Origin of the sequence: Nocardioides aquiterrae (genome assembly GCF_039526625.1) — a bacterium.
GTDB classification, from domain to species: Bacteria; Actinomycetota; Actinomycetes; order Propionibacteriales; family Nocardioidaceae; genus Nocardioides; species Nocardioides aquiterrae.
In genome coordinates this window covers 22,342-37,459 of sequence record NZ_BAAAJE010000004.1, presented here as the reverse complement: position 1 = coordinate 37,459, position 15,118 = coordinate 22,342, and the positions used below count along the sequence as shown (strand labels likewise).

The 15,118-nt window shown below is 72.8% G+C and carries 9 protein-coding genes; 8 read left to right on the top strand and 1 reads right to left on the bottom strand.

Annotated elements, in window-relative coordinates; translation table 11 throughout:
* The first annotated feature begins 5 nt into the window (after positions 1-5).
* The 8 genes from ABD086_RS05895 (at position 6) to ABD086_RS05860 (ending at position 14,060) form a co-directional block, all read left to right on the top strand.
* Positions 6-1,577 carry an ABC transporter permease gene (locus tag ABD086_RS05895; protein WP_343906519.1) on the top strand — a complete coding sequence of 524 codons (1,572 nt, stop codon included), beginning with the start codon at positions 6-8 and terminating at the stop codon, positions 1,575-1,577.
* On the top strand, positions 1,574-2,626 hold the full coding sequence (locus ABD086_RS05890) for an ABC transporter ATP-binding protein (RefSeq protein WP_343906518.1): 1,053 nt from the start codon (positions 1,574-1,576) through the stop codon (positions 2,624-2,626). The genes ABD086_RS05895 and ABD086_RS05890 overlap by 4 nt, the downstream gene beginning before the upstream one ends.
* Positions 2,623-5,121: an AMP-binding protein gene (locus tag ABD086_RS05885; RefSeq protein ID WP_343906516.1), complete on the top strand. Its 2,499-nt coding sequence runs from the start codon at positions 2,623-2,625 to the stop codon at positions 5,119-5,121. Before ABD086_RS05890 ends, ABD086_RS05885 begins: the two co-directional genes overlap by 4 nt.
* A gap of 33 nt (positions 5,122-5,154) precedes the next feature.
* Positions 5,155-6,192 carry an LLM class F420-dependent oxidoreductase gene (locus tag ABD086_RS05880; protein WP_343906514.1) on the top strand — a complete coding sequence of 346 codons (1,038 nt, stop codon included), beginning with the start codon at positions 5,155-5,157 and terminating at the stop codon, positions 6,190-6,192.
* Positions 6,192-7,340: an acyl-CoA dehydrogenase family protein gene (locus ABD086_RS05875; RefSeq protein WP_343906512.1), complete on the top strand. Its 1,149-nt coding sequence runs from the start codon at positions 6,192-6,194 to the stop codon at positions 7,338-7,340. The genes ABD086_RS05880 and ABD086_RS05875 overlap by 1 nt, the downstream gene beginning before the upstream one ends.
* Positions 7,341-7,373: 33 nt before the next feature.
* Positions 7,374-9,209 (top strand): AMP-dependent synthetase/ligase, encoded by a 1,836-nt coding sequence (locus tag ABD086_RS05870; protein ID WP_343906510.1) that lies wholly within the window; start codon positions 7,374-7,376, stop codon positions 9,207-9,209.
* Positions 9,210-9,384: 175 nt separating this feature from the next.
* A complete protein-coding gene (locus ABD086_RS05865) occupies positions 9,385-11,547 on the top strand; it encodes an MMPL family transporter (protein ID WP_343906508.1) in 2,163 nt (720 codons plus the stop codon).
* 2 nt (positions 11,548-11,549) lie between these two features.
* Positions 11,550-14,060, top strand: coding sequence for a bifunctional FO biosynthesis protein CofGH (locus ABD086_RS05860; RefSeq protein WP_343906506.1), 2,511 nt, complete (start codon positions 11,550-11,552; stop codon positions 14,058-14,060).
* On the opposite strand, the gene ABD086_RS05855 is transcribed toward ABD086_RS05860, so the two are convergent.
* A complete protein-coding gene (locus ABD086_RS05855) occupies positions 14,057-15,109 on the bottom strand; it encodes a substrate-binding domain-containing protein (protein ID WP_343906504.1) in 1,053 nt (350 codons plus the stop codon). The two genes, ABD086_RS05860 and ABD086_RS05855, sit on opposite strands and share 4 nt — an antisense overlap.
* Between the last annotated feature and the right edge of the window lie 9 nt (positions 15,110-15,118).

Genomic DNA, 15,118 nt, shown 5'->3' with positions numbered 1-15,118 from the left:
AGGCCGTGGGCCGACCCACGACCACGGTCCGCCGCCTGGGTGCCCAGGCGGCGCGGCCGCCTGGGGTGCTGGTGCTGCTCGGGCTGCTGGTCGCGGCCACCAGCCTGCTCCCGCTCGGCTTCGTCGTCGTGTCCGCGGCCGAGCTCGGGCCGGCCGAGGCGTGGCACCTGCTGACCCGACCGCGCTTCGACGACCTGCTGTGGAACACGACCCGACTGCTCGTGGGTGGGGTCGCGCTCAGCCTGGCGCTGGGGGTGGGCTGCGCCTGGCTCGTCGTCCGCACCGACCTACCGCTGGCGCGGCTCTGGCACGGCGTGCTCTGCGCCCCTCTGGCGGTGCCCGCCTTCGTCAACGGCTACGGCTGGATCTCCACCACGCACGCCGTCCAGTCCTACTGGGGGGCGGTCCTGGTCGTCAGCCTGTCCTACTACCCCCTGGTCTACCTGCCGACGGTCGCGGCCCTGAGCCGGCTGGACTCCTCCGTCGAGGACGTCGCCGCCAGCCTCGGCGCCGGCGCCTGGTCGTCGTTCTTCCGGGTGGTGCTGCCGGCGATCAGCCCCGCGGTCCTCGGTGGCGCACTGCTGGTCGGCCTGCACCTGCTCGGGGAGTACGGCGCCCTGCAGCTGCTCAACTTCCCGACCCTGACGACCGGGATCCTCGACCAGTACCGGATCTCCTTCAACGGCCCCGCGGCCACCATGCTGGCGCTGGTCCTCGTCGCCTTCTGCCTGGTCCTGCTCGGGCTCGAGATGCTGGCCCGCGGCCACCGGCGACGTTCGCGCGTGGGATCGGGTGTCGGGCGGGCCGCGGCCCGGCACCGGCTCGGCCGGTCCGCGCCGGCCTGGTCCGCCGCCCTGCTCGGCCTCGCCCTGCTGACCCTCGGCGTCCCCCTGCTCAGCCTGCTCCGCTGGCTGGTGCGCGGCAGCTCCTCCTCGCTGCCCGGCGGCGACCTCGCCGCCGCGCTCACCACGACGCTCGGCCTCGCGGTCGCGGGCGGAGTGCTGGCCACCGTCGCCGCGCTGCCGATCGCCTGGCTCGCGGTCCGCTACCGCGGCGTCCTCGTGACCGCCATCGAGCGGGCCGTCTATCCGGCCAACGCCCTCCCCGGCATCGTCGTCGCGCTGGCGCTGGTGACGATCTCGATCCGCGTCGTGCCGTCGCTCTACCAGACCCTCCCGGTGCTGGTCGTCGGCTACGTGATCCTGTTCCTGCCGCGCGCCGCCGTCGGCGTGCGGGGCACCCTCGAGCTGGCACCGCCGGTCCTCGAGGACGTCGCGACCTCGCTCGGGTGCACGCGTACCGGCGCGGCCCGCCGGGTGACGCTGCCGCTCGTCCTGCCGGGGCTGGCCGCCAGCGTCGCGCTGGTGTCGCTGGCGGTCGGCACCGAGCTCACCGCGACCCTGCTGCTCGCGCCGATCGGCACCTCGACGCTCGCCACGGAGTTCTGGTCGCGCGCCGCGGCCGTCGAGTACGGCGCGGCCGCGCCGTACGCCCTCGCGCTGGTCCTGCTGTCCGCACCGGCCACCTGGCTGCTCGGGCGCGCGGCCGTGTCCCGGAACCCGAGGAGGCTGGCATGACCGCGCTGCGCGTGACCGGGCTGACCAAGTCCTTCGGTTCGGTCCGTGTGCTCGACGGCGTCGACCTCGACGTACCCGGCGGCCTCACCGCGGTGCTGGGTGCGTCCGGCTGCGGCAAGACCACGCTGCTGCGGCTGGTCGCCGGCTTCCTCGAGCCGGACGCCGGCAGCATCCGGCTCGGCGACCGGGCGGTCTCCGGCTCGGGCCGTCCGGTGCCGCCGCGCCGTCGGCGGATCGGCTACGTCCCGCAGGAGGGCGCGCTCTTCCCGCACCTCGACGTCGCGGCGAACGTCGCCTTCGGCCTGGCCTCGGGGCGTCGTTCCGCCGCCGCCCGGCGCCGGGTGGAGGAGATGCTCGAGCTGGTCGAGCTGCCGCGCTCCGCCGCGGCGCGGCAGCCGCACGAGCTGTCGGGCGGTCAGCAGCAGCGCGTCGCCCTGGCGCGGGCCCTGGCACCGCGGCCGGACGTCGTGCTGCTCGACGAGCCGTTCTCGTCGCTGGACGCCGGGCTGCGCGAGGAGACCGGCCGGGCCGTCGCCCGGGCGCTCCGGGCCAGCGGTGCGACCGCGGTGCTGGTGACCCACGACCAGGGCGAGGCGCTCTCGCTCGCCGACCAGGTCGCCGTGATGGCCGCCGGCCGGCTCCTCCAGGTGGCGAGCCCGAGCGAGGTCTACCTGAACCCCGCGGGACCTGCCGTGGCGTCCTTCGTCGGGCACGCGGCCCTGGTGCCGGCCGCGGCCGTGGCCGGCGTCGCCGCCAGCCCCCTGGGCCCGATCCAGGTCCGCGGCGCCCGCGACGGCCGGGTCCTCCTGGCCGTCCGCCCCGAGCAGGTCGTGGTCACGGCCGAGGACGAGCCCGGCTGCCTGAGGGCCGAGGTGCTCGAGGTCTCGTTCTTCGGGCACGACGCGACCGTCCGGGCCCGGGTCGTCGGCACCGACGATCTCGTCGACCTGACCGCGCGCGTCTCGGCGAGCGGCGTGCCCGAGCCGGGCGCGCAGGTGGGCGTGCGGGTCGTCGGTGAGGTCCTGGCCTTCCCCGAGGACGCGCGATGAGCACGATCCCGGTCGTCCGGCCGGACCACTGGCTGGTCGGGGGCGACCGGGATGCGCCGGCCCTCGTCGACGGCGACGTCGTCCTGACGTACGGCGACCTCCTCGACCTGGTCGCGGCCGAGCGGACTCGCCTGGGGTCGCGGCACCTGATCACCCTGGAGGCGCGGCCCACCGTCGACTTCGTGGTCTCCTACCTGGCAGCGCTGTCCGACGGCCACCCGGTGCTGCTGCTCGCCGAGGGCGACTCGGCCCGGCACGCCGACCTGCTGGCCGCGTACCCCGCCGGCACCGCCGCCGGACTGCACCGGGACCTGGCGCTCCTGCTCTCCACCTCCGGCTCGACCGGATCGCCGAAGCTGGTCCGGCTCTCCCGGGACAACCTGCTCGCGAACGCCCGCAGCATCGCCGACTACCTCGACCTGCGCTCGACGGACGTGGCGATCACCGCGCTGCCGCTGCACTACTGCTACGGGCTCTCGGTGCTGCACAGCCACCTGCTGGTCGGCGCGACCGTCGTGCTCACCGACCTGTCGGTGGCCGACGCCTGCTTCTGGGACCTGGCCGAGCGGACCGGGGTGACCGGCGTCGCCGGCGTACCCCACTCGTTCGCCCTGCTCGACGCGACCGGCTTCGGCCCGGAGACGCTGCCTCGGCTGCCGTCCCTGCGCTACCTCACCCAGGCCGGCGGCCGGATGGCGCCGGACCGGGTCCGCGAGTGGGCCGGGCTGCTCGGAGAGCATGGCGTCGACCTGTTCGTGATGTACGGCCAGACCGAGGCGACCGCCCGGATGGCCTACCTGCCGCCGGACCTGGCGGCCGAGCACCCGAGCGCGATCGGCGTCGCCGTGCCGGGCGGCACCCTGCGGATCGCGGAGGTCCCGGAGGCCCCGCCCGGCACGGGCGAGCTGGTCTACGCCGGGCCGAACGTGATGATGGGGTACGCCGAGTCCCTCGACGACCTGGCGCGCGGGCCCGAGCTGTCCGAGCTGCGTACCGGCGACCTGGCCCGCGTGGGCGCGAACGGCCTGTACGAGGTCGTCGGCCGGCTCGACCGGCAGGCCAAGGTGCTCGGCCACCGGATCGACCTGGACCGGGTCGAACGCCGGCTGGCCGCGGAGGGGGACGCCGTACGCCTGGTCGCTCGGCCGGACTGCCTCTGGGTCTTCGTGGCCGGCGCCCGAACACGTGGCCGGGTCCGCGACCGGATCGCCCGGGCGACCGGACTGCGTGCCGCCGCGGTCCGGGTCGTCGCCCTCGACGCGCTGCCGGTCACCTCCTCGGGCAAGCCCGACGACGCCACGCTCCGCGCCCATGTCGAGCGCGAGGAGGCGCTCCGCCTCCCGGTCCCCACCGGACCGGTCACAGCCGAGGAGGTCCGCGACCTCTACGCCGTCGTCCTGGGTCGCCCCGACGCGAGCGTCGGCGACTCGTTCGTCGGGCTCGGCGGCGACTCGCTGTCCTACGTCGAGGTCGCCACCCGCCTGGGCGACCGGCTCGGGTCGCTCCCGCCGTCGTGGCCGTCGCTGTCCGCCACCGAGCTGGCGGCCGAGGTGCCGCGTGCTCCCGCCCCCGGACGGCGCCGACGTGGCGTCCCGGTCGACATCTCGGTCCTGCTCCGCGCCGTCGCGATCACGCTGGTCGTCGTCACCCACGCGGACCTGTTCCAGCTCCAGGGCGGGGCCCACGTCCTGCTCGCCGTCGCCGGCTACAACCTCGCCCGGTTCCAGCTCGCGGTTCAGGGACGGCGGCAGCGCGTGGCCGGCCTGGTGCGCAGCGCCCGCGCCGTGGCCGTGCCGACCCTCGCGTTCGTCGGCCTGCTGGCCGTGGTGGGACACGAGTACCGCTGGCCGACCGCGCTCCTCCTCAACGGCCTGCTCGGCGGCGACCGCTGGGACGAGCAGTGGCAGTTCTGGTTCCTCGAGACCCTGGTCTGGTGCTACCTCGGCCTGGCCGCGCTGCTCGCCGTACCGCTGCTCGAGCGGGCGCACCGCGCCGACCCGTTCCGCTCCGCCCTGGTGGCCTTCGCGATCACGCTCGGCGTGCGGTACTGGTGGACCGGCGTCGAGGCCGAGTCGACCGAGCGCTACACGCTCGGCGTGGTGGCCTGGTGCCTGGCGCTGGGCGCGTCCGCCGCGTACGCACGGAGTCCGTGGCAGCGGGTGCTCGTGGCGCTGCTGGCCGTGGCCGCCACGGCCGGGTTCTTCGGCGACAGCCGGCGTGAGGCGATCGTCGCCGCCGGCATGCTGCTGCTGCTCGTCCGGTGCCAGCTCCGGGTGCCCGCCCGGGTGGCGGCGGCGTTCGGCGCGGTCGCCTCGGCGTCCCTGTGGATCTACCTCACCCACTGGCAGGTCTACCCGTCCCTCGAGGACGACGGCCATCGGATCTGGGCCATCGCGGCCTCGCTGGCCGTGGGTCTCGCGGTCTGGTCCGTCGTGGGGACCGGCGGCCGGGCCGTCCACGCCCTCCGCTGCAGGAGACTCACGCGACGGCGTTGACCAGGGCAGAACCGTGACAGTTATGCTGTCACAATGAAGCTCTCCACCCCGCTGTTGTACTCCGGCAACCCCCGCGAGGCGGCCGACCAGGTCGCCGAGCTCGAGAAGGCGGGCCTGGACACCGTCTGGGTGGCCGAGGCGTACGGGTTCGACTCCCCCACGCTGATGGGCTACCTGGCCGCCAAGACCGAGACCATCGAGATCGGCGCCGGCATCCTCAACGTCTTCTCCCGGACGCCGAGCGCGCTGCTGCAGACGGCCGCCGGCCTCGACAACGTGTCCGGGGGCCGGGCGGTGCTCGGCCTGGGCGCGTCCGGCCCGCAGGTGATCGAGGGCTTCCACGGCCTGCCGTACGAGAAGCCGCTGGGCCGCACCCGCGAGGTCATCTCGATCATCCGTCAGGGCCTGCGCCGGGAGCGGCTCGTGCACGACGGCAAGATCTTCACGCTGCCACTGCCGGCCGACCAGGGGCTCGGGCTCGGCAAGCCGCTCAAGATCCTCACCAAGGTCGAGCGCAACGTCATCCCCATCTGGGTCGCCGCGCTCGGCGACGCCAACGTGGCGATGACCGCCGAGGTCGCCGACGGCTGGCTGCCGTTCCTGTTCCTGCCCGAGAAGGCCCACGAGGTCTGGGGCGACGCGCTCGCGAAGGGCACCGCCAAGCGCTCCGCCGACCTGGCCCCGCTGGAGATCTCGGCCGGCGGCATGGTCGCGATCGGCGAGGGCGAGGACACCAAGAAGCTGCTCGACCTGATGCGCCCCATGTACGCGCTGTACGTCGGCGGCATGGGCGCCCGCGGCAAGAACTTCTACAACGAGCTGGCCTGCCACTACGGGTACGAGAAGGAGGCCAAGCAGATCCAGGACCTCTACCTCGACGGCAACAAGCGCGACGCCGAGGCCCTCGTGCCGACGGAGTGGCTCGAGGCCGGCAACCTGGTCGGCCCGGCGTCGTACGTCCAGGAGCGGATCGCCGCCTTCCGCGAGGCCGGCGTCACCAACCTGCAGATCAGCCCGGTCACCGACGACCCGGCCGCGACCGTCGCCCAGATCAAGGAGTGGGTCTCCTGATGAGCGAGCGCCCGTCCATCTACGAGCAGGAGCACGAGGACTTCCGCTCCTCCGTGCGCGCCTTCATGGAGAAGGAGGTCGTCCCCCACCACGAGCAGTGGGAGAGGGACGGCCAGGTCAGCCGCGAGGTCTGGACGAAGGCCGGCGCGGCCGGGCTGCTCTGCTTCGACGTCGACGAGGAGTACGGCGGCGCCGGGGTCAAGGACTTCCGCTACAACACGATCGTGGCCGAGGAGCTGGCCCGGGTCGGCGCGAGCGGCCCCGGCTTCCCGGTGCACACCGACATCATCGTCCCCTACATCTCCCAGCTCGGGACGCCCGAGCAGAAGCAGCGCTGGCTGCCCGGCCTGGTGTCCGGCGAGATCATCTCCGCGATCGCGATGACCGAGCCGGGCGCGGGCAGCGACCTGCAGGGGGTGCGCACGACCGCGGTCGACAAGGGCGATCACTACGTGCTGAACGGGTCGAAGACGTTCATCAGCAACGGCATCCTGTCCGACCTGGTGATCGTGGTCTGCAAGACCGACCCGGAGGCCGGCCACCGGGGCATCTCCCTGCTCGTCGTCGAGCGGGGGATGCCGGGCTTCGAGCGCGGCCGCAACCTGGACAAGGTCGGCATGAAGGCCCAGGACACCGCCGAGCTGTTCTTCGACGACGTCGCGGTGCCCAAGGAGAACCTCCTCGGCGAGGAGGGCTCCGGCTTCGTCTCGCTGATGGTCAACCTGCCGCAGGAGCGGATCTCGATCGCCGCGATGGCGGTCGCCGCGATCGAGCAGGTGCTGGACATGTCGCTCGCGTACGCCAAGGAGCGGCAGGCGTTCGGCAAGCCGATCGGCTCGTTCCAGCACAACCGGTTCCTGCTCGCGGAGATGGCCACCCACGCCCACGTGGCCCGGGTGTTCGTCAACGAGTGCATCCTCAAGCTCAACGCGGGTGAGGTCGACACGACCCTCGCGTCGATGGCGAAGTGGTGGACCACGGAGCTGCAGAAGCAGGTCGTGGACGCCGGCGTCCAGCTGCACGGCGGGTACGGCTACATGATGGAGTACCCGATCGCGAAGGCGTTCGTGGACAGCCGGATCCAGACGATCTACGGCGGCACCACCGAGATCCAGAAGGAGATCATCGGGCGCAGCCTCGGGGTCTAGGCCGCTCAGGGGGCCGCCTCTACCCTGTGAGCCATGACACAGGTGGCCCCCGACATCGCCAGTGAGCGCGCCCGCATCCAGGAGCAGATCGAGGGGCGCACCCTCGTGGACGCCCTGGCCGACACCGCCCGCAAGCACGCCGGCCAGCCGGCGTACTCCGACCGCCACCACGTGCCCGAGGGCGAGTCCTGGCGCACGATCACCTGGGAGGAGACCCGCGAGCGCGCGCTGGACGCCGCCGCGGGGCTGATCGAGCTCGGCGTCGCCACCGGCGACACGGTCGCGATCATGGCCACCAACCGCACCGAGCACTTCCTCGCCGACATGGCCGCCGTGCACGCCGCGGCCACCCCGATGTCGATCTACAACACGCTGTCGACGGAGCAGGTCGCGTACGTCGCCGGCCACGCGCAGCCCACGGTCGTGTTCCTCGAGAGCGAGGACCACCGGGCGCGCTGGGCCAAGGCGCTGGACGAGGTGGACAGCATCCGCCGGGTCGTGATGCTGGACGAGGACTGGGACGCGCTGGTGGCCGCGGGAGCGGCGTACCGCGCCGCACACCCGGGCGTCGTCGAGGAACGCGCCGCCGAGCTGACGCCGGACTCGCCCGCGACGATCCTCTACACGTCCGGCACGACCGGGAACCCCAAGGGCGTCGTGCTCACCCACCACAACGTGCTCTACGAGACGACCTCCACCCAGGAGAAGGCCGGCCTGACGGACCCGCAGCGGTCGGTGAGCTACCTGCCGCTCGCGCACATCGCCGAGCGGGTGCTCGGCCTCTACGGCCCGCAGATCCAGGGCAGCCACGTGCACGCGATCGGCGACCCCGCCGAGCTGCTCGCCGCCCTCGGCGAGGTGCGCCCCACGGCGTTCTTCGGCGTCCCCCGCGTGTGGGAGAAGATCAAGACCGGCATCTCCGCCAAGCTCGCCGCCGACCCGGACCCCGCCAACCGGGAGATGGTCGAGAAGGCGATGGCGGCCGGCCTGGCCTGGGTCCAGGCCCAGGAGGTCGGCGGCACCATGACGCCCGAGATCGAGGAGGCGTACCGCCGGGCCGACGAGCAGATCCTCGGCTTCCTCAAGCTGCTGCTCGGCCTCGACCAGGTGACCTGGGCGGGCTCCGCGGCGGCGCCGATGCCGCTCGACGTCGCGAAGTTCATGGCCGGCCTCGGGCTCGCGGTCTTCGACGTCTACGGCATGACCGAGACCTGCGGCGCCGTCACCGCCAACGGCCCCGCCGGGTTCAAGCTCGGCACCGTCGGCCAGGCGAACCCGGGGATGGAGGTCACGCTCGGCGAGGACGGCGAGATCCTCGTGCGCGGCCCGGTGAACACCCCCGGCTACCACCGGCAGGAGGACGCCACCCGGGCGCTCGTCGACGAGGACGGCTGGATCCACACCGGCGACATCGGCACCCTCGACGAGGACGGGTTCTTCTCGGTCGTCGACCGCAAGAAGGAGCTGATCATCACCTCGGCCGGCAAGAACATCGCGCCCTCGAACATCGAGAACTACCTCAAGGAGTCGCCGCTCATCGGCCACGCGATGGCGATCGGCGACAACCGCCCGTACGTCGTCGCCGTGCTCACCCTCGACGGCGAGATCGCGCCGCTGGTCGCGCAGCAGATGGGCATCGAGGCCACCGACCTCGCCGAGCTCGCCCAGCACCCGCAGATCCTGGCAATGGCGCAGGCCGCGGTCGACGCCGCCAACGAGCGGCTCTCCCGGCCGGAGCAGATCAAGTCCTTCGAGCTGCTCCCCGTCGAGTGGACCGCGGAGTCCGAGGAGCTCACCCCGACGCTCAAGCTCAAGCGCCGGGTGGTGCACCAGAAGTACGCCGACGTGGTGGACCGCCTGTACGGCTGACGCTGCCGGGGCGGCTGCTCGGCGGGCTCGACCAGGGGGCACCGCCCGTCCCGGCCTGTCACACCTGGCCCGCGCCGGGTGTCGTAGGGGCAGCGATGAGTCCGCCATCCTGCAGGAGTCGGACTAGGGGAAAACCCCGATGCCGACTGTCCCCGCCCCCTGAAAGAGTTCTGCCATGCACCGTCAGATCGCCGGCAAGCTGACCGGCCGCGTGACCAAGTGGATCGTCCTCGCCTTCTGGATCGTGGCCCTCGGCGTCTTCGGATCGCTGTCCTCGAAGCTGGTCGACGTCCAGAACAACGAGGCGTCGTCGTGGCTGCCGGGCAGCGCCGAGTCGACCGAAGTGTCCAACGAGCTCGCGTCGACGGTCAGCCCGAACGACATCCCGACGCTCGTCATCTACTACCGGTCGTCCGGCCTCACCGACGCGGACAAGGCCGCGATCGAGGAACAGGCCAAGGAGCTCGGCACCATCGACGGGGTCGTCGAGGGCACGGTTCTCACGCCGGCACAGGCTCAGCAGGCCGGCGTCGGCGGGGTCTCGGAGGACGGCCAGGTGGCGGTCACCGCCCTGACGTTCAACTTCGGGTCCGACGGCTGGAACGCGATCCCCGACGCCGCCGACCAGATCCGGGACGTCGCCCAGATCGACGGGGTCACCGTCCACCTCGGCGGGTACGGCGGCCAGGCTGCGGACGCGGCCGAGGTGTTCTCCGGCGTGGACACGACGCTGATCCTCGGCGCGCTCCTCGTCGTGATCGTGATCCTGCTGTTCACCTACCGCAGCCCGATCCTCTGGATCCTGCCGATCTTCAGCGTGGTGGTCGCCTACAGCGTCTCCGGCGGCGTGGTCTACCTGCTCGCCAAGTACGCCGACCTCACCGTCAACGGGCAGAGCCAGGCGATCCTCGGCATCCTGGTGATCGGCGCGGGCACCGACTACGCGCTGCTCCTGGTCGCGCGATACCGCGAGGAGCTGCGGCGCCACGACAACCGGCACGAAGCGATGGCCTTCGCTCTCCACCGCGCGGCCCCGGCGATCCTCGCCAGCGCTTCGACCGTCGTGGTCGGCATGCTGTGCCTGCTGCTGGCCGAGCTGAACTCGACCGCCGGCCTCGGGCCGGTCAACGCCATCGGCATCGCGGTCACCTTCTTGGTGATGGTGACCCTGCTCCCCGCGCTGCTGGTGATCTTCGGGCGCTGGATCTTCTGGCCCAAGCGCCCGCACTTCGGCTCCGACGAGCCCAACACGAAGGGCCTCTGGGCCAAGGTGGGCCGCTCCATCGCCCCGCGCCCGCGCCGGGTCTGGCTGGTCACCACCGGCCTCCTGCTCGTCGCCTGCCTCGGTGTTCTCAAGATCGACGCCGGCGGCATGTCGACCGAGGACGGCTACACGAAGGAGTTCGATGCGATCAAGGGTCAGAAGGTGCTCGCCGCGCACGGGCTGGTCGACAACTCCAACACCATCCAGGTGGTCACCGACACCGATCAGGTCGACGCGGTGATCCAGTCGCTCGACACTGTCGACGGCCTCGGCACGCCGACCGAGCCGAAGCCCCTCTCCGACACCCGGTCGTACTTCGAGGCGCCGATCCAGGCGGACGTCTCCTCGACGGCGGCGTACGACACCGTTCAGGCCAGTCGCGACGCGGCCCATGCGGTGGACGGCGCCGATGCGCTGGTCGGCGGCGGCTCGGCGTTCTACCTCGACACCAAGGTGGCGTCGAGCCGCGACAACAAGGTGATCATCCCGACCGTCCTCGTCGTGGTGCTGCTGATCCTGATCTTCCTGCTGCGGGCGCTGGCCGCGCCGCTGATCCTGATGGCGACCGTGGTGCTGTCCTTCGGGGCCGCGATGGGCCTGTCGGCACTGGTCTTCGACTACTTCATGCCGTTGATCACCGACCACTGGCCCGAGGGCGTCCAGGTCGATCCGGGGTTCCCCCTGTTCGCGTTCGTGTTCCTGGTCGCCCTCGGCATCGACTACAACATCTTCCTGATGACCCGGGTCCGCGAGGAGACGGCGCAGCACGGCACCCGCCAGGGCGCGCTGATCGCGTTGAGCTCCACCGGCGGCGTGATCACCTCGGCCGGGTTGGTGCTCGCAGCGACCTTCCTGGTGCTCGGCTCGATCCCGTTCGTCTTCCTCGCCGAGCTCGGCGTGGCGGTCGCGCTGGGCGTGCTGCTCGACACGATGATCGTCCGGTCGGTGCTGGTCACCGCGATCAACCTGGACCTCGGCGGCAAGATCTGGTGGCCCAGTGCGCTGGACCGCAAACCGCCGGTCCTGCCGTCGGAGCCCGTCGAGCAGCAGAAACCGGTCCCGGCTAGCCTCTAGGAGTGGACCAGCCCACCCCCCAGCAGGTACGCCGGGCCCTCGCCCGGGCCGAGCGGGGCGCCGCCCTCGACGTCGTCGAGGCGGCCGCCCTGCTCGCCGCGACCGGCGACGAGCTCGACCGGCTGACCGCGGCCGCGGCCCGGGTGCGCGACGCGGGGCTGGTCGCGGCGGGCCGGCCCGGCGTGGTCACCTACTCGCCGAAGGTGTTCATCCCGGTCACCAGGCTGTGCCGCGACCGGTGCCACTACTGCACGTTCGTCGAGACGCCCGCCCAGGCGGCGCGGGACGGCCGGGCGCCCTACCTCTCCCCCGACGAGATCCTCGCGATCGCGAGCCAGGGCGCCGAGCTCGGCTGCCTCGAGGCGCTGTTCACGCTCGGCGACCGGCCCGAGGAGCGCTGGCCGGAGGCGCGGGCGTGGCTGGACGAGCAGGGTTACGACTCGACGCTGGCCTACGTCCGCGCGATGGCGGTCCGGGTGCTCGAGGAGACCGGCCTGCTGCCCCACCTGAACCCCGGCGTGATGTCGTGGGAGGAGATGAACCGGCTCAAGCCGGTCTCCCCCTCGATGGGGATGATGCTCGAGACCACCTCGCGGCGGCTGTACGAGACGAAGGGTGAGGCGCACTTCGGCTCCCCCGACAAGGACCCCGAGGTCCGGCTCCGCGTCCTCGAGGACGCCGGTCGCCTGTCGATCCCGTTCACGACCGGCCTCCTGGTCGGCATCGGCGAGACGCTCACGGAGCGGGCCGAGACGATCTTCGCGCTCCGCGCCACGCTCAAGGCGTACGGCGCGGTGCAGGAGGTGATCGTCCAGAACTTCCGGGCCAAGCCCGACACGGCGATGCGGCACGCCGACGACCTCGGCCTCGACGAGTACCGCGCGGCGATCGCGGTCACCCGCATCCTGCTCGGGCCGAAGGCGCGGGTGCAGGCACCGCCGAACCTCGTGGACCTCGCCGAGTGCCGGGCCCTGCTCGAGGCCGGCGTCGACGACTGGGGCGGCGTCTCTCCGCTCACCCCCGACCACGTCAACCCCGAGCGCCCCTGGCCGTCGCTGGACCGGCTGCGGGACATCAGCGCCCAGTGCGGCTTCGAGCTGACACCCCGGCTGACCGTGCACCCGGAGTACGTCCGCGCCGGCGAGCCCTGGCTCGACCCGCGGGTCTCCGCGCACGTCGCGGCCCTCGCCACCGACGAGGGGCTGGCGCGGCCCGGCGTCCGCCCGACCGGGCTGCCGTGGCAGGAGCCCGACGGCGGCTTCGCGTCGGTCGGCCGCACCGACCTGTTCGCCGCCGTCGACACCGAGGGCCGCACCGACGACCGGCGCTCGGACTTCGCCAACGTGTACGGCGACTGGGACTCCGTGAAGGACGCCGCCAGCGCGACCGGTGCCCCGGCGGTGCTGCACGCCGAGGGCCGCGAGGCGATGGCCGCCGCCGAGGCGGACCCGGGGAACCTGTCCGACGAGCACGCGCTGACCCTGATGACCGCGGAGGGGCCGCTGCTCGAGCAGGTCTGCCGCCTGGCCGACGACCTGCGCCGGGAGACGGTCGGGGACGACGTCACCTACGTGGTCAACCGGAACATCAACTTCACCAACGTCTGCTACGTCGGCTGCCGGTTCTGCGCGTTCGCCCAGCGCCGCACCGACGCCGACGCCTACTCCCTGTCTCTCGACGAGGTCGCCGACCGCGCGCAGGAGGCGTGGGACCTCGGCGCCACCGAGGTCTGCATGCAGGGCGGCATCGACCCCGAGCTGCCGGCGACGGCGTACTTCGACCTGGCCTCCGCGGTGAAGCAGCGGGTGCCGGACATGCACGTGCACGCGTTCAGCCCGATGGAGGTCGTCAACGGCACCGCCCGGACCGGCCTGTCGATCGAGGACTTCCTGATCAAGGCGCGCGAGGCCGGCCTGGGGTCGCTGCCGGGCACCGCGGCGGAGATCCTCGACGACGAGGTGCGCTGGGTGCTCACCAAGGGCAAGCTCCCGACCCGGACCTGGATCGAGGTCGTCAGCACCGCCCACCGGGTCGGCATCCCGACGACCAGCACGATGATGTACGGCCACGTCGACAACCCCCGCCACTGGGTCTCGCACCTGCGCGTGCTGAGCCGGATCCAGGACGAGTCGCTCAGCTCCGGGGCAACCGGCTTCACCGAGTTCGTGCCGCTGCCGTTCGTGCACACCAGCGCCCCGATCTACCTGGCCGGCGTGGCCCGCCCGGGCCCGAGCCTGCGCGACAACCTCGCCGTGCACGCGATGGCACGGATCCTCCTGCACGGGCGGATCCCCAACATCCAGACGTCGTGGGTGAAGCTCGGCGTCGAGGGCACCCGCGCGATGCTGCAGGCGGGCGCGAACGACGTCGGCGGCACCCTGATGGAGGAGACCATCTCGCGGATGGCCGGCTCCGAGCACGGCTCGGCGAAGACCGTCGCGGAGCTCGTCGAGATCGGCGCCGGCATCGGCCGCCCGGTCGTCGAGCGCACCACGACGTACGGCCGCCGCTAGAGCCCGGCCCTCGTGCACGCGGCGCGCAGGCGCGGGGTGCAGATCTCGTCGACCGACCAGAAGCCGTCCCGGACCACGGTGTCCCCGAGGTCGTCCACCGTCACCGGCACCGGGTCGAGGAGGTACGCCGGGACGCCGTCCAGCGTGGTCGTCGGTCCACCGGGGTCGCCCCCGGTGAGCGCCGCGACCGCGACCCGGGCCGCCGCGTCGGCCGCCGGGCCGACCGGCCGGTACACCGTCATCAGCTGGCGCCCGTTGACCAGCCGCTTGACGCCGGCCAGCGTGGCCCCGGCCCCGGTCACCGGGAGCGGCGCACCGGCCAGGGCACGCACCACGGTGCCGGCGAGGTCGTCGTCCGCGGCGTACACGCCGGCCAACGCGCTCGGCGGGTAGAAGGTCAGGATCGTGGAGAGCCAGGTCCGGGTGTCCTTCGGGTGGTCCGGGAGCGCGTCGTACTCCCCCACGACCGTCGCCCGGCTCGCGTCGAGCACCTGGTGCGCGGCGGCCTTGACCTGGACCGCCCCGGCGTCCGCCGGTGAGCCGTTCAGCAGGACCAGGTCATCGGCGCCGGCGGCCTTCAGCAGGGCGCGCGCCTGGAGCTCGCCGACCTGCTCGCGGTCGTAGGCGACGTAGAAGTCGAGGTCCTCGAGAAGCGTGTCGTAGCCGATCACCTTGACCCCGAGGTCCTGCGCGGCCGCGACCTGGTTGACGACGGCGAGCGGCTCGACCGCGTCGATGACGACCACGCGCGCACCGGCGTCGGTGGCCTGGGCGAGCTGCTCGGCCTGGGTGGCGGCGTCCTCCCGGGCGTCGTAGAAGTCGACCCTGCAGTCCGGGCACCGCTCGGCCACCGCGTCGGTGAAGCTCCGCCTGTCGAAGGCCTCGCTGCGCATCGACGGCGGGCCGGGCATCAGCAGGGCGATGGTCCCGGCCGGCGCCCCCCCGGGCGGCGCCGACGAGGCCGGTGGCGTCGGGGCGGGCGACTCGCTCCCGCTGCACGCGGTCGCGCCGAGCAGGAGCGCCGCGACCAGCGCGAGACGAGAGAGCACGAGGAGAGG